Here is an 18,760-nt window from a genome sequence, read left to right on the forward strand (position 1 = left end):
GGTGGTGCGTCCCGGCTGTGCCGGGTGGGTGCTACTTGGTGTTGACGGTGATCTTGGCGATGCCGACGACGAGCTGGTCGGTGACCGTGTCGGTGCCGAAGGTGCTGTTCAGCAGGGCGGCGGCGTCGGGGCTGACCTTGACGGTGGTGCCCTCGAGGACGGCGTTGTCGCCCTCCATGGCGAGGGGCTTCAGGGTCGTGCCGTCGAGGTTGAAGATGTAGACGTCCTTCATGACCTCGCCGTCGCCGACCTGGACCGACCCGGTGAGGCGGCTGGTGCCGGGGTCGATGACGAAGTCGGTGAGCTTCACGACCGTGGAGCCGGCGGTGAGGCTGATGCCGGAGCCGGCGTGGTCGATCTCGCCCTGGACGTAGGGGCGGTAGTCCTGCTCGGGGTCGAAGTACTTCACGTTGCCGCCGGTGATGGGGAACGCGAGGGTGCCGGTGGCGCCGTCGAGAGTCGCGCCGCCGATGACGCCGGGGGTCAGGCCCAGGGTCGTGAGGGCGCCGGTGAAGCCGGAGTCGAGGGTGACCTTCGTGTCGACGCCGGTCAGGGTCGGGACAGACGCGAGCGGCGTCGGGTTCGCCTCGGTCGTCGCGGACGCCGACGGGGCGGCGGACGAGGAGGACGGGCTCTCGGCGGGGGTGGAGCACGCGGCGAGGCCGGCGACGAGGAAGCCGGCGGTGGCGAGGCCGAAGACGGACTTGGTGAGGTTGCGCATGGGAGTTCCTTCGCTGTGTGGACTGGGGATGTGCCCGGTACCCCCGGGCGACACAGGGACTTCGGCGCGACGGCGGAACGGGTTGGGATCCGTGTCGCTTTCCCAGGGGAACGCCAGGTTCGGCGCGTGGAGGCCCGTGCCCATGCGGATCCGCCGATGCCGGCTCGACGGGCGGGTGTTGACTTCCGACAGTCGCCGATATATCGTCGCTACATCGCGACAGCACGCCGCGATCCCCGACATCATCCCGACCGGAAGGAGCGCACCATGCGCACCCACGACCACGACGACCACCTGTCGTCCCCCCACCACGGCTCCCCCGCCGACCGCCACGAGCCCCGCATGCAGCACCACGGCGGCTTCCACCCGCGCATGATGCCGGGACGCCCGCTCGCCCGCGGCTTCCGCCCCGGCGAGGGCGGCCCCGGCTTCCCCGGGTTCCCGGGCTTCCCCGGCATGGGCGGCTTCGGCGGCCCCGGCTTCGGCCCGGGTCGCGGACGCGGCGGACGGGGCCGCGCCCGCCGCGGCGACGTCCGCCTCGCGATCCTGTCCCTCCTCGCCGACGCGCCCTCGAACGGCTACGGCCTCATCACCGGCATCGCCGCGAAGACCGAGGGCGCCTGGCGGCCCAGCCCCGGATCCGTGTACCCCACGCTCCAGCAGCTCGTCGACGAGGACCTCATCGTCGCCGACGAGACGGGCGCCAAGAGCGTCTACTCGCTCACCGACCAGGGCCGCGCCCACGTCGAGGAGCACAAGGACGAGATCGACGCCGCCTGGGCGGCCACCACCGACAAGTCCGAGGGTGAGGACGCGTTCCAGACGAGCCTCATGAAGCTCATGGGCGTGGTGAAGCCCCTCATGCACGACGCGACCGACGCCCAGCGCCAGGCCGCCGCGGCGAAGCTCGACGAGACGCGGCGCGCGCTGTACGCGATCCTCGCCGACTGATCCGCGCCGGCCTCCGGGCCCCTGCACGACGACGGCCCCCGCATCAGCGGGGGCCGTCGTCGTGCGTGCGGGGAGGATCAGCGGGTCGCCGCTCCCGTGTCGAGGTCGTCGCCGGCCTCGAGGTCGGGGCCGTCGGACTCGGTGATGTCGATGCCGAGGCCGCCGTCGGAGTCGTCGTCGTCCGTCGCGACCGCGTCGTCGTCGAGCGGCACGACGCGCTCGGCGTCGATGGCCTCCTCCACGTCGCGGTCGGCGGATCCGACGAGCTCCTCCTCGTCGACGCCGGTGTCGTCCAGGTCGCGGTCGGCGGGATCGCGGGGGTTCTCGATGTCGCTCACGGTGCTCTCCTCTGCTGGTCGGTGCGGCGCGGTGGCGCCGTAGCTCGACGGTACGCGCCTCGCCTCCGCGCGTGCTGTCCCGGACGCGCCGGGAACGACGCGAGCGCCGGGAGGAGGGCCCCGGTCAGGCGACGCTGACGGTGATCCCGTGCCAGCCGGTCGCGCCGTCGGGGGCGGGCGGCGCCTCGTCGGAGGTCTGCGTCGCGCCCGTCGTGTCGGTGGCGCGCACCTCGACGCGGTGGGATCCGCTCGTCGCGTCCCACGCGTACGACCACTGCCGCCAGGTGTCCGTGCCCACGCCGTCGCCCAGCGTCGCCTTGACCCAGTCGCCCTCGTCGACGCGCACCTCCACCTTCTGGATGCCCGTGTGCTGCGCCCAGGCCATGCCCGCGACGGCGACGCGACCCGCGTCCACCTTCATGCCGGACCTCGGGGTGTCGATGCGCGAGCCCGTCTTGATGGGGCCGCGCTCCGTCCAGCCGCGCGTGGACCAGTAGGCGACGTCCTCGGCGAAGGTCGTGACCTTGAGCTCGGTGACCCACTTGGTCGCCGAGACGTAGCCGTAGAGGCCGGGCACCACCATCCGCACGGGGAAGCCGTGCTGCTGCGGCAGGGGCTCGCCGTTCATGCCGACGGCGAGGATCGACGCGCGGTCGGGATCCGTGAGCGCCTCGAGCGGCGTGCTCGCGGTCCAGCCGTCCTGGCTCGTGGAGAGCACCATGTCGGCGCCCGCGGTGGGGCGGGCGCGCTCGAGCAGCAGCCGGATCGGGTAGCCGAGCCACAGCGCGTTGCCGATCAGGTTCCCGCCGACCTCGTTGGAGACGCAGGTGAGCGTGGTCACGTGCTCCTCGAGCGGCAGGGCGAGCAGCTCGGCGAACGAGATCTCGACCTCCTCCTCGACCATGCCGGTGATCCGCAGGCGCCAGGACGCGGCGTCGACCGACGGCACCTGCAGCGCGGTGTCGATGCGGTAGAAGGCGTCCGACGGCGTGACGAACGGCGCGAGGCCGGGGATCCCGAGCTCGGCGGATGCGGGGATCGCGGCGGCGGGCGAGGCGGCGCGCGGGAGGACGAGGGTGCGGCGGAAGTCGTCCACGCGGGCGGCGGCGGCGTTGAGGCCGCGGGCCACGGATCCGGCGACTACGGAGGCGACGCCCGCGACCACGGTCATCACGAGGAAGGTGCGGCGCTCGACGCGCCCGCCGGAGCCCGGGGTGAGCGGGGCACGCGCGGCCGGGCGGGCGATGCCGCGCACGGGCTCGGCGGTCTGCGCGGCGAGCGAGGCGGAGCGGTCGGCGGCGTCGCGCCAGTCGCGGAGGCGGTCGGCGCCGCGGTGGAGGATGAAGACGCCCGCGAGCATCCCGACGACGGTGGGGATGGCCGCGGCGCCCGTGGCCCCGGCGCGCGTGGTGGCCGCGAGCACGGCGATCCCGGCGAAGAGGGCCAGCACGACCACGCCGAGCGGCGGGCGGCGCACCTGCAGGATCCCGGCGAGGGCGGACGCGGCGAGCACCACGATCCCGAGCACCACGATGAGCGCGACCTTGTCGCCCGTGCCGAACAGGGCGATCACGGCGTCCTTGACGCCCGCGGGCACGAGGTCGATGACGAGCGCGCCGACCGCGAGCACCGGGCTCGCCGCGGGCGCGACGAAGGCGGCCGCGATCTCGGCGACGGCCAGCACGGCCAGCGCCGCGACGACGCCCAGGAACGCGGACCACCAGCGGAGGGCCGCGCGCGTCACGTGGCGACCGGCTTGCTGTACGGGAGGATGACGTCGAAGCGGCAGCCGCCCTCGATGTTCTGCACGGTCACGTCGCCGTCGTGCGCGCGGACGATGCCGCGGACGATCGCGAGGCCGAGGCCCGCGCCGCCGCCGCCCGACGCGTAGCCGCCGTCGTGCGTCCCCTCGGCCTGCACGGCGGGATCCGGCGGCGCGGCCTCCGTGGCGGGCTCCGGGAAGTCGGGCCCGAGCACGGCGCGGCCGGTCGCGCTCCCGCCGTAGGCGCGCGGCGTGCGGGATCCGGTGGACCGCCAGCCCGCGTCGAACACGCGCGGGAGGTCGGCCTCGGGGATGCCGCCCGCGGTGTCCTCGACGGACAGGACGGCGAGGTTGCCCGAGTCGCGGTGCGCGGAGATCACGATGCGGCCGCCCGGGAGCGACTGCTGGATCGCGTTCATCACGAGGTTGCCGACGACGCGGGACAGCTCGCGCGGGTCGCCCTGCACCACGAGGTCGTCGTGCGCGGTCACTCCGCGCAGGTCGACCTGGCGGGCCTGCGCGACCGGGCCCAGCTCGGCGACGGTGTCGCTCACGACGTCGTAGAGGGAGACGCGCTCGACGGCGAGCTCGAGGCTGCCGGAGTTGATCCGCGACAGCTCGAACAGGTCGTCGACCATGCCGTTGAGGCGGTTGGCCTGCACGCGGATCTGGCGGAAGTAGCGGTGCTCGTCGTCGACCATGCCGTCCTCGAGCGACTCGGCCATGGCGCGGATCCCGGCGAGCGGCGTCCGCAGGTCGTGCGACATCCACGCGATGAGCTCGCGGCGGCTGCGCTCCTGCGCCTCCATGCGGTCGCGGGCGTCGGCGAGGCGGCGGTTGGCGGCGCTGAGCTCGCGGGCCAGCTGGGCGAACTCGGTGCTGGTGGGGCGGCCGGGCTCGACGGCGGCCTCCTCGCCCATGGAGGCGGCGTAGCGGCCGAGCTCGCGGCTGCCGCGCACGAGGGTCATGCCGAGCATCGCGGCCATGACGAGGGAGACGAGCGCGGAGACGGCGGCGACGGAGAGGAAGGCGGTGAGGCCCGCGTCGTCGACGAGCATGCTCGCGGTGACGGCGACCATGCCGCCCACGACCGACATCACGGCGGCGAGCGCGACCACGCAGATCTGGAGGACGAGCGAGCGGCGGCGCAGCAGGCGCAGCAGGACGCTGGCGCCGAGGCCGACGACCGCGGCGCAGACGAGCGCCGTCAGCACGACGACGAGGAACTCGTGGCCGCTCACGCGTCGTCGCCGGAGGCGGGGGCCGCGGGCACGGCGGCCTGCGCGGGCTCCGCCAGTGCGGCCGCCGCGGGCACGGCGGGCGTCGCCGCGTCCGGGTCGAAGCGGTAGCCCACGCCCCAGACGGTGCCGAGGAGCACGGGGTGCGCGGGATCCGCCTCGATCTTCTCCCGCAGGCGCCGCACGTGCACGGTCACGGTGGAGAGGTCGCCGATCTCCCATCCCCACACGGAGCGGAGCAGGTCGTCGCGACCGAAGACGCGGCGCGGGTTCCGCAGCAGGAAGGCGAGCAGGTCGAACTCGCGAGAGGTTAGCGACAGCATCACCCCGGCCTGGTGGATCTCGCGCGCGCCGAGGTCGAGCACGAACGGGCCCGCGACGAACGCGGGCTCCGGCTGGGGCTCGGGCACGGTGCGGCGGAGGACGGCGCGGACGCGCAGCACGAGCTCGCGCGGGGAGAAGGGCTTCGCGAGGTAGTCGTCGGCGCCGGCGTCGAGGCCGTTGACGCGGTCCTCGCCCTGGCCGAGGGCGGTGAGCATGACGACGGGGACGGGCGAGTCGGGGTGGTGGGCGCGGATCCGGCGGCACACCTCCAGGCCGTCGAGCCCGGGCAGCATGCGGTCGAGCACCACGAGGTCGGGCATGCGCTCGGTGGCGACGCGCACGGCCTCGAGGCCGTCGGCGACCGTCTCCACCTGGAAGCCGGAGGCCTTGAGGTAGCGGCACACGACCTCGTTGACGGTGGGGTCGTCCTCGACCACGAGGATGCGGCGGCCGCGCAGCGGATCCGGGCGCGACGGGTCGGGACGCGCGGGCTCGGGGCGTCCGGCGTCGGCGCGCGCGGGATCGGATGCGGGACTCACCCGGCCAGACTATGCGTCGGTCCCTGGGGCGGGCCCCGGGGTGTCCGGCTTGCGAGGGAGCCGTCACCCCTCGGGTCGCACGGAGCACGCGCTCGGCCCGGACTCCTAGGCTCGACGGATGATGCGAGCGCTCGTGGACGTGGTCCTGCCCTGCCTGGACGAGGAGGCGGCCCTGCCCTGGGTGCTCGGCCGGCTGCCCGAGGGGTACCGCGCGATCGTCGTCGACAACGGATCGACCGACCGCTCCGCCGAGGTCGCGCGCGAGCACGGCGCCCTCGTGGTCACGGAGTCGCGGCGCGGCTTCGGTGCGGCGGCGCACGCCGGGCTCGAGGCCGCGACCGCGCCGCTCGTCGCGTTCTGCGACGCCGACGCGTCGATGGATCCGGCGATGCTGCCCCGCGTCGTCGACCCCGTCCGCGACGGCGAGCGCGACCTCGTGCTCGGCCGCCGCGTCCCGTCGGCGCGGGGCGCGTGGCCGCTGCACGCGCGGATCGCGAACCTCGAGCTGGCCCGGCGGCTGCGGCGGATCACGGGCGTCCCGCTGCACGACCTCGGCCCCATGCGGTGCGGTCGGCGCGAGGAGCTGCTCGCCCTCGGGATCCTCGACCGGCGCAGCGGCTATCCGCTGGAGATGCTGCTGCGCGCGTCGGCCGCGAAGTGGCGCATCCTGGAGGTGGACATGCCGTACGCGCCGCGCGTGGGGCGGTCCAAGGTGACCGGCACCGTGCGCGGGACCGTCACGGCCGTGCGCGACATGTCGCGCGTGCTGGCCGAGGCGCGACAGGCGGCAGCGGGCGCCGGCCGCACCCCGGGAGGATCCGCGTGACCGCCGTCGTCGTCATCGCCAAGGAGTGCATCCCGGGCCGCGTCAAGACGCGCCTGCACCCGCCCTTCACGCTCGAGGAGGCCGCGGAGCTCGCGTCCGCCGCCCTCGCCGACACGCTCGCCGCCGTGGACGACGCCGCCCCCGAGCGCCGCGTGCTCCTCTTCGACGGCACGACCCCGCCCGCCGAGGCCGCCGGCTACGACGTGATCCCGCAGGTGTCGGGCGACCTCGACGAGCGGCTCGCCGCCATGTTCGACGCCCTCGACGGCCCCGTCCTCCTCGTCGGCATGGACACGCCGCAGCTCACCGCCGACCTCCTCCGCCCGGTGCTCGACTCCTGGGCCGACGGGGCACGCGGCCCGGACGCCTGGTTCGGCCCCGCGAACGACGGCGGCTTCTGGGCGCTGGGCCTGCGGGATCCCGACGGCGCCCTCGTGCGCGGCGTGCCCATGTCGCGCGACGACACCGGCGCCGTGCAGCTGTCCCGCCTGATCGACGCCGGGCTCGACGTCGCGATGCTGCCCGAGCTCACCGACGTGGACACGGTCGACGACGCGCGCGAGGCCGCCGCCGCCGCGCCCGCCCATCGCTTCGCCGCCGCGCTCCGAACCCTGGACACCGCCGCGGGACCGCGCGACGGATCCGCATCGACCGAACCACCGCAGAGGGACCCCGCATGAGCCTGGCCGTCGACCGCCCCGAGGACCACGTGTCCACACGCGACCGCACCTTCGGATCGGGCGGCGGCGAGCCGTACGCGCGGGCGCTCCGCGACTCCGGGGAGGTCCTCTTCCTGTCGCTCGCGGCGGACGACGACGCGGAGGTCATCGACATCAGCCGCTGGAGCGCGGACGCCGACGCGGTCGACGCGAGCCTCCTCGCCGACGCGGCCGGGCCCGTCCTCGACATCGGCTGCGGCCCGGGCCGCATGGTCCGCGCGGCCATGGACGCGGGCCTCGGCGCCCTCGGCATCGACGTCTCCCCCACCGTGGTCGAGATGGCCGCCGGCCAGGGCCTGCCCGTCCTCCACCGCTCCGTCTTCGAGCGCCTGCCCCGCGAGGGCGGCTGGGGCACGCTGCTCCTCCTCGACGGCAACATCGGCATCGGCGGCGACGCGGCCGCGCTCCTCGCGCGCTGCGGCGAGCTGCTCGACGACCAGGGCGCGCTCGTGGTGGAGACGCACCCGGATCCCGCCCGCGACCGCACGTTCGAGTGCACCGTCGAGGACGGCCAGGGCCGCGCGAGCGACCCGTTCCCGTGGGCGCAGGTCGGCCGTGACGCCGTCGCGCGCATGGCCGCCGACGCCGGCCTCGCGCTCGCTCAGTGCTGGGAGACCGAGGGCCGGTCCTTCTGCCGGCTCGTCCGCGCGTAGATCCACGCGATGACGGCCGTCGCCACCGCGGTGGCGACCCACATGAGGGCGAGCCGCGGCGCGTAGTCGGCGATGAGGATCGTCGGGTTCTCGTTCCCGATGGCGCGCGCCCGGATCTCCGGCACGACCACGACGGCGATCACGCCCATGACGATGACGCCCGCCTGCACGATCACGAGCGCGCCCGGCGGCAGCCGCCGCCCGGCCTTGCGCAGCAGGAGGCCCGCGACGAAGACGACGGGCGACAGGATCGCGTCGTGCACGAGGATCGCGAGGAGCAGGAAGACGGCGACGCCGACCACCTGGTCCATGCGCTGGGTCTCGAACAGCGTGCGCGCGCCGAACGCGAGGCCGACGACGCCCACCGCGACGAGCGCGATCCGGGCGGCGACCATGCCACGCGTCACGCGCGTTCCGTCGCCGGGCGCGGGGATGCGGGTGCCGGTCATCACATGACCTCCAGGGTCGAGAGCCACTTGGTCTGCAGCACGCCGGGACGTCCGGGCGCGATCATGCGCGCCGGGTAGCCGTGCTGGATGTCGAGGGGCGCGCCGTCGAGCTCGAGCGCCACGAGGGTGAGCGGGTCGCGCACGTACTCGGGCCCCATCTCGGTCGCCCGGAACCCGCCGCTCTGCTCGAGGCTCGTGACGCGCAGGCGTGCGCCCGCGTCGGCGCCGACGGCGTCCATGAGGTCCATGAGGCGGACGCCGCGCCACGTCGCCGACTGGCTCCAGCCCTCGACGCAGGAGATGGGGAGCGTCGCGGTGACGAGGTCCATGCCGCGGAGGTCGTCCATCGTGAAGGCGCGGGACGCGGATCCGGCGGAGACGGTGAGGGTCCACGCGGGATCGACGGCGGACTCGGTCACGCCGGCGGCCTCGGCCGTGCGGTTGACGGGCAGCGACTGCGGGCCGGTGCCCATCACGCGCGGGCCGAAGGCGTTGAACGGCGCGAGGAAGCGGAAGGACTGGCCGGCCGTGAGCCCCACGACCGCGGCGACGGAGGCGCCGACCGCGACGAGGAAGCCGCGGCGGGCGACCGGGGCGGGCGCGACAGGGGTGTCGTCGATCCACGCGAGCACGCGGCCGGTGACGCCGCGGGGCGCGTCGGGCGTGGCGGGCGCGGCAGGCGCGGCGTCCGCCACGACGATCGGCGACTCGTCCGCCTGCCCGCGCCGCCAGTGCCCGGCGATGGCGGGCAGCTTGACGCCGATGTGGATCGCGAGCGACCCGATCACGACGAAGGCCAGCGCGAAGTGCGTCTGCCGGAAGTAGAAGGGGAACGGCACCCACTGGAACGTGTTGACGAGCCCCATCGCGACCTCGAGCAGCGACGCCCCGACGAACACGGCGATGGACGCGCGCTCCAGGAACGAGACGACCCCGGTGACGGGCGGGTACGTGAGCAGCTCGGGGAAGACGATCCAGAGCTTGGCGAGGAGCAGCGGCACGCACGCGATGCCCGCGGTGATGTGGATGCCCTGCGTCAGCCGGTACAGCGACACGGGCGCGGTCGGGAAGCGCATCCACGGCAGCGGATCCTGGAGGAAGTGGCTGTAGAGCCCGGTGGCGAAGCACACCAGGAAGGCGAGGCCGAGGAGCCGTCCGACGACGACCGCCAGCCGGGTCGTGCGCGCGGGCGAGGCCAGGCGCCGCCGGGCCTCGTGCATCAGCGTCCGCATGGGTGTCGTCCTTCGTCCGGGGTGCGACGGGTCGTGGCCGGTCGGCGGACGCCCGGCCGCGCGACGACACAATGGGGTGTGCGCACCGCCTTCACCGCCTTCGTCCTGCTCGTCATGGCCGCGCTCACCGGGTGGTCGGTGTTCGCGTTCGATCTGTTCGGCGAGGCCGACGACGAGGCGTTCTTCCGTCGCGAGGGTGCCGCGCCGTTCTTCTGGATCGTCGTCGTGCTCTGGGTGCTCTTCGGAGCGGCCGTGCTCCTGGTGCGGAAGGTCAGGCGAGAGGATGCCCCGCTGATCGTGGTGGCCGGCTCCCTCATCCTCGCGCTCGCGGCCATGGCCGGACCGCCGAACACGAGCACCGACTCCGCACGCTACGCCTGGGACGGCATCGTGCAGGTGCACGGCACGTCGCCGTACCTCTTCACCCCCGCGGATCCGGACCTCCGCGACATCCGTCCCGCGTGGTTGTACCCCGCGCCGGTGTTCCTCGACGACGGCACGTGGCGCTGCGAGGGCCGGCGCCTGCTCGGCCTCTACGAGAACGGCGGCGGCCCGCCCATGTGCACCGCGCTGAACCGCCCGCAGGTCCCGACCATCTACCCGCCGGCGGCCGAGATGTTCTTCGCGGGCGTGCGCGCGGTCGTGCCCGACGACGTCGGCTACGTCGCGTTCCAGGCCGCGGGCGTCCTCATCCACCTGGCCGTGACGCTGCTGCTCGTGCGCGCCCTGCGGCGGCGTGGCAAGCCGGTGTGGTGGGCGGCGCTGTGGGGCTGGTGCCCGCTCGTCGCGAGCGAGGTCGTCACCAACTCCCACGTGGACGCGCTCGGCGCCCTCCTCGCGCTGTGCGCGACGATCCTCGTGGCCGGTGGCAGGCGCTGGCGCGGCGGCATCGCGATGGGCGCGGCCATCGCCACGAAGCTCATCCCGGTGATCGCGGCGCCGGCGCTGCTGCGTCGTCAGCCGTGGAAGGTCATCGTGGCGGCCGTCGTCACCTTCGCGCTGCTGTACGTGCCCTACGTGATCACCACGGGCATAGGCGTGCTGGGCTACCTGCCCGGCTACCTGCAGGAGGAGGGGTACGAGTCGGGCGGCACGTTCCCGCTGGTCGAGCTGGTCGTGCCCGACGGGTTCGGGCTGCCGGTGGTGGCGCTCATCCTCGCGGTGACCGCGGGCCTCGTCTGGTGGAAGACGGACCCGGCGGATCCGTGGGTCGGCCAGGTCGTCATGATCGGCGTCACGCTCCTCGCCGTGAGCCCCCGCTACTCCTGGTACGCGCTGCTGCTCATCCCGTTCATCGCGATGACGGGCCGCGGCGAGTGGTTCGCGGTGGTGGGCGCGCTCGCGCTGCGGCTGTTCGCGCCGGACATCTGGGCCTGGCAGATCGCGCTCGTGACGGCCGTGGTGATCGTCGTGGCCGGCTCGCTCGTGCGCCTCGGGCCGGACGGTCGGCGGCGGCTCGTGCCCGCGGCGGTGCGGCGGCGGCTGGGCCGGGAGCGCGTCCCCGCGGACGGTCCCGGGGCGCGCTGATCAGCTCCGCGGGATCCGCACCCGCAGCCGCTCGCCGGCGGCCGGTCGCAGCGCGGCGAACGCGGCGGCGTCGAGCTCGGCGGTGACCTCGGCGCCCTCGTCCGGGATCAGGTCGCCCGGCGCGGACGCGTCGCCCGCGGCGGCACCGACCAGGCGGAGCGTCACGCGCACGCGGCCGGCCGACGCCTCCACGCGGCGTACGGCGCCGGTCAGGCGGACGTGACGCGCGTCGGCCTGCGCCTCCTCTCTCGCGTCGGCGGCGCCGGATCCCCGCGCCAGCGTCACGTCGGGTGGCGCGGCCACGAGCACGACCGCGCCACCCGCGGCATCCCGCCCCTCGACGCGGTTCATCCCCACGAGCCGGGCGACGTACGCGGTCGCGGGCCGGGCCGCGACCTCCGCGGGCGCGCCCTCCTGCACCCGGCGTCCTCCCTCGAGCACGTGGATCCGGTCGGCGAGCGCCAGCGCGTCCACGGGGTCGTGCGTCACGAGCACGGCCGCGCCGCCGAAGCGCCGGAGCTCCTCGGCGAGGAGGTCGCGCACGTCGAGCCGCGTGCCCGCGTCGAGCGCGGCCATGGGCTCGTCGAGGAGGAGCAGCGGCGGCTCGAGCACGAGCGCGCGGGCGAGCGCGACGCGCTGGGACTGGCCGCCGGACAGCCGGGCGGGCCGCCGGTCGGCGAGGTGCGCGATCCCGAGCCGGTCGAGGAGGGCGCGCGCCCGGCCCTCGGCGTCGGCGCGAGCGACGCCGTGCGCGCGCGGCCCGAAGGCCACGTTCCCGAGCGCCGACAGGTGCGGGAAGAGGAGGTGGTCCTGGAAGACGACGCCGATGCCGCGGCCCTCCGCGGGGATCCGCACGGCCGGCTCGCCGCCGCCCGCGCGTTCCAGCACGCGGCCGTCGAGCGCGACCCGGCCCGCGGTGAGCGGCACGAGCCCGGAGAGCGCGCGGAGCAGCGTCGACTTCCCCGCGCCGTTCGGGCCGACGACCGCCGTCACGGATCCGGCCGGCACCCCGAGGTCGACGTCGAGCCGGAACGCCGGGCGCTCCACGACGACCCGCGCCGCGAGCCCGCGGGCGGCCGCGTCGGCGCTCACGCGTGCACCCCGGACGTCCACCGATCGCGCAGCGAGACGAGCACGACGACCGACACCGCGAGCAGCACGAGGCTCAGCACGACGGCGGCGTCGGGATCCGTCTGCAGCGCCAGGTAGGCCGACAGCGGGATCGTCTGGGTCACCCCCGGGAAGCTGCCCGCGAACGTGAGCGTCGCACCGAACTCGCCGAGCGCGCGGGCGAAGCAGAGCACCGCACCAGCGCCGATCCCCGGCGCGACGAGCGGCAGGGTCACCCGGCTGAGCACGGTCCAGCGGCTCGCGCCGAGGGTCGCGGCGGCGTCCTCGAAGCGGCGGTCGGCGCCGCGCAGCGCCCCCTCCACCGCGAGCACGAGGAACGGCATGGCCACGAACGTCTCGGCGATCACCACGGCGGGTGTCGTGAACGGGATCGTGATCCCGGTGAGCGCCTCGAGCGGGCCGCCCACGAGCCCGCGCCGGCCGAGCAGGAGGAGGAGCGCCACGCCGCCGATCACGGGCGGCAGCACGAGCGGCACCGTCACGAGCGCGCGGAGGATCCGCTGCACCACGGGCGGCCGGCCGGCCGAGCGCGCGAGCACGAACGCGAGCGGCACCCCGAGCACGAGGCTCAGGGCGGTGGCGGCGAGGGCGCTGCCGAGCGAGAGGCCGAGGGCGCGCGCCACGGCCGGATCCGCCAGCCGCTCCCCCAGCGTCGCCCACGGCGCGCGCACCACGAGCGCGGCGAGCGGCAGCACGAGGAACGCGAGGGCGACGCCCGCCGGGATCCAGAGGAGCGGCGGAACGCGGTCGGCCCGCTCGTCACGGCGCACGGAACCCCGCGGCCTCGAAGCGGGCGCGGGCCGCGTCGCCCGTCACGTAGTCGGCGAAGGCGGCGGCCGCCGCGGGAGAGGCGGAGGCGGCGAGCGGCGCGACGACGACGTCCGTCGTCACGTCCACGTCGTCCGGCAGCGGCACGCCCTCGACGCGGTCGCCCGCCGCCTGCACGTCGGTCGCGTAGACGACGGCCGCGTCGACCTCGCCGAGCTCGACGCGCGTGAGGGCGGCGCGGACGTCCTGCTCGAGCGAGTCCGGCCGCGGCGTGACGCCCGCCTTCCCGAACGCCTGCACCGCGGCGGCGCCGCACGGCACCTCGGGCGCGCAGAGGGCGAGCGTGCGCGACGGGTCGGCGAAGTCGGCGAGCCCCGTCACGTGGCCGGGGTTCCCCGGCGGCACGGCGATCTCGAGCGCGTTGCGGGCGAAGACCCGCGGATCCGCGGCCGTCTCCCCCGCGTCGACGACCGTCTGCATCGTGGCGGTGGACGCGGAGGCGAACACGTCCGCGGGCGCGCCCTGCACGATCTGCTGCGCGAGCGTCGAGCTGCCGCCGTAGGAGACGGTGACGGCGATGCCCGGGTGCGCGGCCTCGAAGTCGGCGGCGACCTCGTCCATGCTGCCCGTGAGCGATGCCGCGGCCTGCACCACGAGGGTGCCGGCGAGGGAGTCGGGGGCGGGATCGGGGACGCCGGCGGGCGCGGATCCGCCCGCGGAGCAGCCGGCCAGGAGGCCGACGGCGAGCGATGCGATGACGACCGCGGACGCCCGGCGGATCACGCCCGCCCGCCCGTCAGCGACTCCGGCGCGAGCAGCTCGACGCCCACGTCGGTGGCCTTCACGGTCGCGACCGCGGGCGCCCCGACCTCGAGGCCGAGCTCGTCGGCGGCCTCGCGGCTGATGAGCGACACCATCCGGAACGGCCCCGCCTGGATCTCCACCTGCGCCATGACCCCGTCGCGCACGACGCGCGTCACGATGCCGGGCATGCGGTTGCGCGCCGAGGTCGGCGAGCGGCGGGCCCCGGATGCGGCGAGCGCCCCGTCCGCCGCGAGCTCGGTGGCGAGGTGCGCGAGCTGCACGCCGTCCACCTGGATCAGCCGCCCCTCGCCGCGCACGAGGTCGAGCCGGCCGGCGTCGGCCCACCGGCGGAGCGTGTCGTCGCTCACGCCGATGAGCGCGGCGGCCTCGCTCACGCGGTAGCGGAAGGGGGATCCCGCGGGCGAGGCGGCGGCCACCTCGGCATCCGCGGCGCGCGACGGCTTCCGGTCCCTGTTCTGCGTCATGCTGCGATCCTAGGCACCGCACCCGCGGCGCGCGACGAAGCTCCGGATCCGCCCGGCGTCGGACCCCCTCCGGCGCGCGCGTAGCCTGGACGCATGAGCACCTCGCTGGGGATGCCGGCCATGCCGCGTCCCGCCGCCGCGCCGGGACCCGCCCGGCCCGACGACCCGGCGCTCCTCGACCCGTACGGCCGCCGCGCGACCGACCTCCGCATCTCGCTCACCGACCGCTGCAACCTGCGCTGCACGTACTGCATGCCGGCCGAGGGCCTGCCCTTCACGCCCGACCGGCAGGCGCTGCAGCTCGCCGAGATCGAGCGGCTCGTGCGCATCGGCACGCGCGACCTCGGCGTGCGGCAGGTGCGCTTCACGGGCGGCGAGCCGCTGCTGCGCCGCGACCTCATCGAGATCATCGCCGCGTGCGCCGCGCTCCCCGACCGGCCCGAGATCTCGCTCACCACCAACGCGATCGGCCTCTCGTCCCGTGCGCAGGCCCTCAAGGACGCGGGGCTCGACCGGATCAACGTCTCCCTCGACTCCGTGCACGCCGAGACGTTCCGCCTCATCACGCGCCGCCCGTTCCTCGACCGCGTGCTCGACGGGATCGACGCCGCCGCGGCCGCGGGGCTCGCGCCCATCAAGATCAACGCGGTGCTCGTGCGCGGCGTCAACGACGACCAGGCGGCGGACCTCCTCGAGTGGGCGGTGGCGGGCGGCCACCAGCTGCGCTTCATCGAGCAGATGCCGCTCGACGCCGACCACGCGTGGGATCGCGACGAGATGATCACGGCTGCCGAGATCCGCGCGCGCCTCTCGGAGCGCTTCACCCTCGTGCCCGACGAGGCGCCGCGCGACGGCGCCCCCGCGGAGCTGTGGCGCGTGCACTCCCGCGAGGGCGGGGCGGGCACCGCGATGCTCGGTCGCGTCGGCGTCATCGCGAGCGTGACCGAGCCGTTCTGCGCCGACTGCCGCCGCACGCGCCTCACCGCGACCGGCGGCGTGCGCAGCTGCCTCTTCTCGCACACGGAGACCGACCTGCTCGCGCCCCTGCGCCAGGGCGCGTCCGACGCCGAGATCGCCGACCTCTGGCGCGGCGCCATGTGGGCGAAGCCGAAGGGCCACGGTATGGACGACGCCGACTTCATCCAGCCCGCCCGCTCGATGAGCGCGATCGGGGGCTGACGTGATCGTGCCCGTGGAGCTCTTCGCCGCCGCAGCGGCCGTGCTCGGACGCACCACCGACGAGCTCGACCTGCCCGACGACGCCGCGCTCGGCGACCTCATGGACGCGCTCGGCGCTCGGGCCGCCGCGTCGGAGGATCCCGCCAACGCCGCCGCCGTCCTCGCCCGCTGCACCTACCTCGTCAAAGGCGTCGCCACCACCGACCGCGACGCGCCCCTCACCGCGGGCAGCGCGGTGGACGTGCTGCCGCCGTTCTCGGGCGGCTGACCGTAGGCGGCGGCGCACGTCCGCGGGAGGGTGGGGCATGAGCGACGGCACCGATCCCACCCGCGTCCGCGACCAGCCCGCGATCCGCAGCGGCCGACGGCGCGCCTGGCTCGTGCCCGCGGGGCTGCTCGCGGGCATCACGATCGCGCTGCTCGTCGCGGCGCTGGGCCTGGAGATGCGGATCGCCGCGGTCGGCATCGTCGCGACCGGCGTGCTCTACGCCACGATGCTCGTCGTCGCCGTCGCGGTGCGCCCGGTCCGCACGCGGAACGTCGCCCTCGCGGGGCTCATGATCCTCATCGCCGTCGTCGCCCTCGGCTCGCTCCTCCTGCTGCTCGGGGCCGCCCGCGCCGGCGCCTGACCGCGGATCGGCCGGTCCCGGGCACCTCGGCGGACGTCCGACGCCGTCCGCGAGCAGCCGATCCGCCCCCGGGGTGCCCTCATCCGCCGCCGCCCCGGCTAGCGTGGGGCCATGCGGAACCGCGGGGGGCGGTCGTCCGAGGCACCACGCGAAGGACGACGGGCGCATGCGCGGAGTCGCGCAGGCGGGGCGTCGGCCCTGCCGTCGCATGCCGAGTCCCCCCTCCGCGCGGGCCTGGAGCGCGGGATGGTGCGGACGCTCTCGCTCGCCGCGCCGCTGCTCGCGCTGCTGTCGCTGCCCTCCTTCGCGGTGAGCGCCCAGACGGATCCGTCGCCCGCGGCCGCCGTCTCGCTGTGCGTCGCTGCGCTCATGGTCGCGGCCGTGCCCATGGCCATCGTGCCCCGCGGCCTGCCCGCCTACGTGTGCCTGCGCATCTCGATCGCCCTCTACGTCGCGCTCATCGCGCTCGAGCCGGCGCGGCTCGGAGGAGCGTCGGTCGACGGCTCGCCGCCGTGGCTCGTCACGCTGTCCTGCATCGCGTTCACCTGCATCGCGATCGTGGTCGAGCGGCCGCTGCTGGCGTGCGCGATCTGCTGGGCGTGCATCGCGGCGATCGGCGTGATCTACGCGGGCCTCCTGCCCGCGGTCCCCCTCCTCGTGCAGGCCGCCGGACTCGCGGGGATCGCGGCCGCCCTGGTGGCGGGCGCCCGCGTGCTGCGCTCGCGGGCCAGCGCCGCGGACGACGCCGAGCGCCGCGCCCGTGACGCCTTCGCGACCTCGCGGCGCGCGGTCGCGGTCGCCGCCGAGCGCGTGCGCACGGACGCGCTCCTCCACGACACGGTGCTCGCGGTGCTGCTGTCGGCCGCCGGGCACGACGCGGCCGACCGGATCCTCGTCATGGCGCGGTCGGCGCTGGACATCCTCACCGGCACCACGGGCGCGCCCGACGCCCGCGGGCGGTCCGTGCGCTTCGCGGACGCGCTCGCGTCGGCCGAGGGCGAGCTGGCCCCGCTCGCCGGGCGCGCGCGGCTCGACCTCGACCGGGCCGCCGACGTCCGGGTGCCGACCGCGGTCGGCGAGGCCCTCGTCTCCGCGATGCTGCAGGCGCTGACGAACAGCGTCCGGCACGCGGGATCGGCGACCGTCCGCACCGTGACCGCCGACCCGACGCGGGACGGCGGCGTGCGGATCCGCGTCCGCGACGACGGCCGCGGGTTCGACCCCCGCGACGTGGAGCCCGACCAGCTCGGGGTGCGCGTCTCCATCCTCGAGCGCCTGCGGCAGGTCGGCGGCGAGGCGCAGATCCGCTCCTCGCCGGGCGACGGCACCACGGTGGTCCTCGTCTGGCGGCCCGGCACCGGATCCGCCTCCCCGGACCCCCACGAGGCACAGCCCGCGGAGAGCCTCGTCTCGCGGCGGATGCTCTACGCGACCATGACGTTCCTCGTCGTCGGCGCGATCGTCGTCGCGACGCTGCAGGCCGCCCTCGTCCACCGCGCGCTCGGCCCCGTCGTCGGCGCCCTGATCGGCGTCCTGGTCCTCCCGCTGATCGTGCGGGGCGCGCGCACCGGCAGCATGCGCAGATCCACCGCCTGGGTCACGGGCGTCGCGGGCCTCGCGGTCTGCGCGGCCGGGCCCCTCGGCCTCGACGCGGACGACTTCGACTCGGTGTCCATCTCGTGGCTCACCTGCGGCGTCCTCGCGGGGTGCGTCCTGGTGTGGATGGCCGGCCACCGCCTGCCTCCCCTGGTGACGACCGCCTTCCTCGTCGTGACCGTCGCCGCGTGGGGCGGGCCGGACGACGTGGTGCGGCTGGGGCTCGCCGCGGAGATCGTGCTGGTCGCCGCGGGCCTCATGATGCACAGCGCCCTGCACCGCATCACCGCCGCCACGCAGCGGGCCGCGACCGACGAGCGCGCGACCCTGCTCTGGCAGGCCGAGCTGGACGCCTACCAGCGGGAGCGGCAGGACCGGCTGCGCATGGCCGAGACCGAGGTCGCGCCCGTGCTCCGCCGGATCGTCGCCCGGCGCGGCGAGCTCGACGCCGAGGGCCGGGCTGAGTGCCGCGTGCTCGAGCAGACGGTGCGCGACGAGATCCGCGGACGGCGGCTGCTCGACGACGGCATGCGGGCGGTCATCCGCGCGCACCGCCGCCGGGGCGCGCTCGTCCAGGTCCTCGACGACGGCGGCGTGGACGACCTCGACCAGGCGGCGCTCGACGTCGTGCTGCACGAGGTGGCGGAGCGGCTGCGTCCGGTGCGGTCGAGCCGCATCGTGATCCGCACCGGGGATCCGCAGACGGACACCGCGGTCACGATCGTCGCCTCCTCCCCCGACGAGACGGCGGTGGCGCTGGGGCTCGACGCGGACGACGAGGTCGACCTCTGGATCACGATCCCCCGGCCGACCGCGGACGCCCGCCTGCCGACGGCCGTGCCGGGCGCCCGGGCGCGCTGACGCGTTGAGGCGCTGAGGCCGGTCCGCG

At 75.6% G+C, this 18,760-nt stretch carries 20 protein-coding genes; 9 read left to right on the forward strand and 11 right to left on the reverse strand.

The features are described from left to right. Positions 1–31: 31 nt before the first annotated feature. Entirely contained in the window at positions 32–721 is a 690-nt protein-coding gene (locus ACMT9T_RS14520) for a hypothetical protein (RefSeq protein WP_414746211.1), read from the reverse strand. A gap of 267 nt (positions 722–988) precedes the next feature. Between ACMT9T_RS14520 and ACMT9T_RS14525 the strand changes: the two genes are divergently transcribed. After that, complete coding sequence (locus tag ACMT9T_RS14525; protein ID WP_414746212.1) at positions 989–1,672, forward strand: PadR family transcriptional regulator; 684 nt, start codon at positions 989–991, stop codon at positions 1,670–1,672. Positions 1,673–1,749: 77 nt separating this feature from the next. On the opposite strand, the gene ACMT9T_RS14530 is transcribed toward ACMT9T_RS14525, so the two are convergent. From ACMT9T_RS14530 to ACMT9T_RS14545, 4 genes are all read right to left on the reverse strand, one after another. After that, on the reverse strand, positions 1,750–2,010 hold the full coding sequence (locus ACMT9T_RS14530; protein ID WP_414746213.1) for a hypothetical protein: 261 nt from the start codon (positions 2,008–2,010) through the stop codon (positions 1,750–1,752). A gap of 124 nt (positions 2,011–2,134) precedes the next feature. Further along, positions 2,135–3,754: a molybdopterin-dependent oxidoreductase gene (locus tag ACMT9T_RS14535; protein WP_414746214.1), complete on the reverse strand. Its 1,620-nt coding sequence runs from the start codon at positions 3,752–3,754 to the stop codon at positions 2,135–2,137. Further along, on the reverse strand, positions 3,751–5,013 hold the full coding sequence (locus ACMT9T_RS14540) for a sensor histidine kinase (protein WP_414746215.1): 1,263 nt from the start codon (positions 5,011–5,013) through the stop codon (positions 3,751–3,753). Before ACMT9T_RS14540 ends, ACMT9T_RS14535 begins: the two co-directional genes overlap by 4 nt. After that, a complete protein-coding gene (locus ACMT9T_RS14545; RefSeq protein WP_414746216.1) occupies positions 5,010–5,873 on the reverse strand; it encodes a response regulator transcription factor in 864 nt (287 codons plus the stop codon). Before ACMT9T_RS14545 ends, ACMT9T_RS14540 begins: the two co-directional genes overlap by 4 nt. A 118-nt stretch (positions 5,874–5,991) precedes the next feature. Between ACMT9T_RS14545 and ACMT9T_RS14550 the strand changes: the two genes are divergently transcribed. Genes ACMT9T_RS14550 through ACMT9T_RS14560 form a run of 3 tightly spaced genes read left to right on the forward strand, consistent with a single transcriptional unit; the run spans position 5,992 to position 8,071 of the window. Then, the gene (locus ACMT9T_RS14550; RefSeq protein ID WP_414746217.1) at positions 5,992–6,699 is read left to right on the forward strand and encodes a glycosyltransferase family 2 protein; all 708 of its coding nucleotides are present in this window, start codon (positions 5,992–5,994) and stop codon (positions 6,697–6,699) included. After that, positions 6,696–7,379 (forward strand): TIGR04282 family arsenosugar biosynthesis glycosyltransferase, encoded by a 684-nt coding sequence (locus tag ACMT9T_RS14555; protein ID WP_414746218.1) that lies wholly within the window; start codon positions 6,696–6,698, stop codon positions 7,377–7,379. Before ACMT9T_RS14550 ends, ACMT9T_RS14555 begins: the two co-directional genes overlap by 4 nt. Further along, a complete protein-coding gene (locus ACMT9T_RS14560) occupies positions 7,376–8,071 on the forward strand; it encodes a class I SAM-dependent methyltransferase (RefSeq protein WP_414746219.1) in 696 nt (231 codons plus the stop codon). Before ACMT9T_RS14555 ends, ACMT9T_RS14560 begins: the two co-directional genes overlap by 4 nt. On the opposite strand, the gene ACMT9T_RS14565 is transcribed toward ACMT9T_RS14560, so the two are convergent. Both ACMT9T_RS14565 and ACMT9T_RS14570 read right to left on the reverse strand, forming a co-directional pair. After that, positions 8,020–8,520, reverse strand: coding sequence for a hypothetical protein (locus tag ACMT9T_RS14565; protein WP_414746220.1), 501 nt, complete (start codon positions 8,518–8,520; stop codon positions 8,020–8,022). The genes ACMT9T_RS14560 and ACMT9T_RS14565 overlap by 52 nt on opposite strands. Further along, the gene (locus tag ACMT9T_RS14570) at positions 8,520–9,752 is read right to left on the reverse strand and encodes a molybdopterin-dependent oxidoreductase (protein WP_414746221.1); all 1,233 of its coding nucleotides are present in this window, start codon (positions 9,750–9,752) and stop codon (positions 8,520–8,522) included. Before ACMT9T_RS14570 ends, ACMT9T_RS14565 begins: the two co-directional genes overlap by 1 nt. Positions 9,753–9,830: 78 nt before the next feature. Between ACMT9T_RS14570 and ACMT9T_RS14575 the strand changes: the two genes are divergently transcribed. Further along, positions 9,831–11,279 (forward strand): glycosyltransferase 87 family protein, encoded by a 1,449-nt coding sequence (locus ACMT9T_RS14575; RefSeq protein ID WP_414746222.1) that lies wholly within the window; start codon positions 9,831–9,833, stop codon positions 11,277–11,279. Here the strand turns inward: ACMT9T_RS14575 and ACMT9T_RS14580 are convergent, their stop codons facing one another. From ACMT9T_RS14580 to ACMT9T_RS14595, 4 genes are read right to left on the reverse strand one after another with little or no spacing between them, the layout of a single operon-like run. Beyond that, positions 11,280–12,371: an ABC transporter ATP-binding protein gene (locus tag ACMT9T_RS14580; RefSeq protein ID WP_414746223.1), complete on the reverse strand. Its 1,092-nt coding sequence runs from the start codon at positions 12,369–12,371 to the stop codon at positions 11,280–11,282. It lies immediately after the preceding gene. Next, positions 12,368–13,180, reverse strand: a complete 813-nt coding sequence (locus ACMT9T_RS14585) for an ABC transporter permease (protein ID WP_414746224.1) — start codon at positions 13,178–13,180, stop codon at positions 12,368–12,370. The genes ACMT9T_RS14580 and ACMT9T_RS14585 overlap by 4 nt, the downstream gene beginning before the upstream one ends. Next, the gene (gene modA, locus ACMT9T_RS14590) at positions 13,170–13,958 is read right to left on the reverse strand and encodes a molybdate ABC transporter substrate-binding protein (protein WP_414746407.1); all 789 of its coding nucleotides are present in this window, start codon (positions 13,956–13,958) and stop codon (positions 13,170–13,172) included. Before modA ends, ACMT9T_RS14585 begins: the two co-directional genes overlap by 11 nt. Then, positions 13,958–14,467 (reverse strand): TOBE domain-containing protein, encoded by a 510-nt coding sequence (locus ACMT9T_RS14595; RefSeq protein ID WP_414746225.1) that lies wholly within the window; start codon positions 14,465–14,467, stop codon positions 13,958–13,960. The genes modA and ACMT9T_RS14595 overlap by 1 nt, the downstream gene beginning before the upstream one ends. Positions 14,468–14,560: 93 nt before the next feature. Here ACMT9T_RS14595 and moaA point away from each other — a divergent pair, with 93 nt between their 5' ends. The 4 genes from moaA to ACMT9T_RS14615 all read left to right on the forward strand — a co-directional run bounded on the left by moaA (position 14,561) and on the right by ACMT9T_RS14615 (position 18,732). After that, positions 14,561–15,646, forward strand: coding sequence for a GTP 3',8-cyclase MoaA (gene moaA, locus ACMT9T_RS14600; RefSeq protein ID WP_414746226.1), 1,086 nt, complete (start codon positions 14,561–14,563; stop codon positions 15,644–15,646). A gap of 1 nt (position 15,647) precedes the next feature. Then, on the forward strand, positions 15,648–15,914 hold the full coding sequence (locus ACMT9T_RS14605) for a MoaD/ThiS family protein (RefSeq protein ID WP_414746227.1): 267 nt from the start codon (positions 15,648–15,650) through the stop codon (positions 15,912–15,914). A 37-nt stretch (positions 15,915–15,951) separates the two neighbouring features. Beyond that, entirely contained in the window at positions 15,952–16,275 is a 324-nt protein-coding gene (locus tag ACMT9T_RS14610; protein WP_414746228.1) for a hypothetical protein, read from the forward strand. 246 nt (positions 16,276–16,521) lie between these two features. After that, positions 16,522–18,732: an ATP-binding protein gene (locus ACMT9T_RS14615; RefSeq protein WP_414746229.1), complete on the forward strand. Its 2,211-nt coding sequence runs from the start codon at positions 16,522–16,524 to the stop codon at positions 18,730–18,732. Positions 18,733–18,760 lie beyond the last annotated feature (28 nt).

It is taken from the genome of Clavibacter vidaverae (genome assembly GCF_047529985.1).
Taxonomy (GTDB): domain Bacteria; phylum Actinomycetota; class Actinomycetes; order Actinomycetales; family Microbacteriaceae; genus Clavibacter; species Clavibacter nebraskensis_A.

Excerpts from the sequence above, each read along its gene's own strand:
- ACMT9T_RS14520 (WP_414746211.1), bottom strand. The coding sequence starts at position 721 with ATGCGCAACCTCACCAAGTCCGTCTTCGGCCTCGCCACCGCCGGCTTC.
- ACMT9T_RS14525 (WP_414746212.1), top strand. The coding sequence starts at position 989 with ATGCGCACCCACGACCACGACGACCACCTGTCGTCCCCCCACCACGGC.
- ACMT9T_RS14550 (WP_414746217.1), top strand. The coding sequence starts at position 5,992 with ATGATGCGAGCGCTCGTGGACGTGGTCCTGCCCTGCCTGGACGAGGAG.
- ACMT9T_RS14560 (WP_414746219.1), top strand. The coding sequence starts at position 7,376 with ATGAGCCTGGCCGTCGACCGCCCCGAGGACCACGTGTCCACACGCGAC.
- ACMT9T_RS14565 (WP_414746220.1), bottom strand. The coding sequence starts at position 8,520 with ATGACCGGCACCCGCATCCCCGCGCCCGGCGACGGAACGCGCGTGACG.
- ACMT9T_RS14570 (WP_414746221.1), bottom strand. The coding sequence starts at position 9,752 with ATGCGGACGCTGATGCACGAGGCCCGGCGGCGCCTGGCCTCGCCCGCG.
- ACMT9T_RS14595 (WP_414746225.1), bottom strand. The coding sequence starts at position 14,467 with ATGACGCAGAACAGGGACCGGAAGCCGTCGCGCGCCGCGGATGCCGAG.
- moaA (WP_414746226.1), top strand. The coding sequence starts at position 14,561 with ATGAGCACCTCGCTGGGGATGCCGGCCATGCCGCGTCCCGCCGCCGCG.
- ACMT9T_RS14610 (WP_414746228.1), top strand. The coding sequence starts at position 15,952 with ATGAGCGACGGCACCGATCCCACCCGCGTCCGCGACCAGCCCGCGATC.
- ACMT9T_RS14615 (WP_414746229.1), top strand. The coding sequence starts at position 16,522 with ATGGTGCGGACGCTCTCGCTCGCCGCGCCGCTGCTCGCGCTGCTGTCG.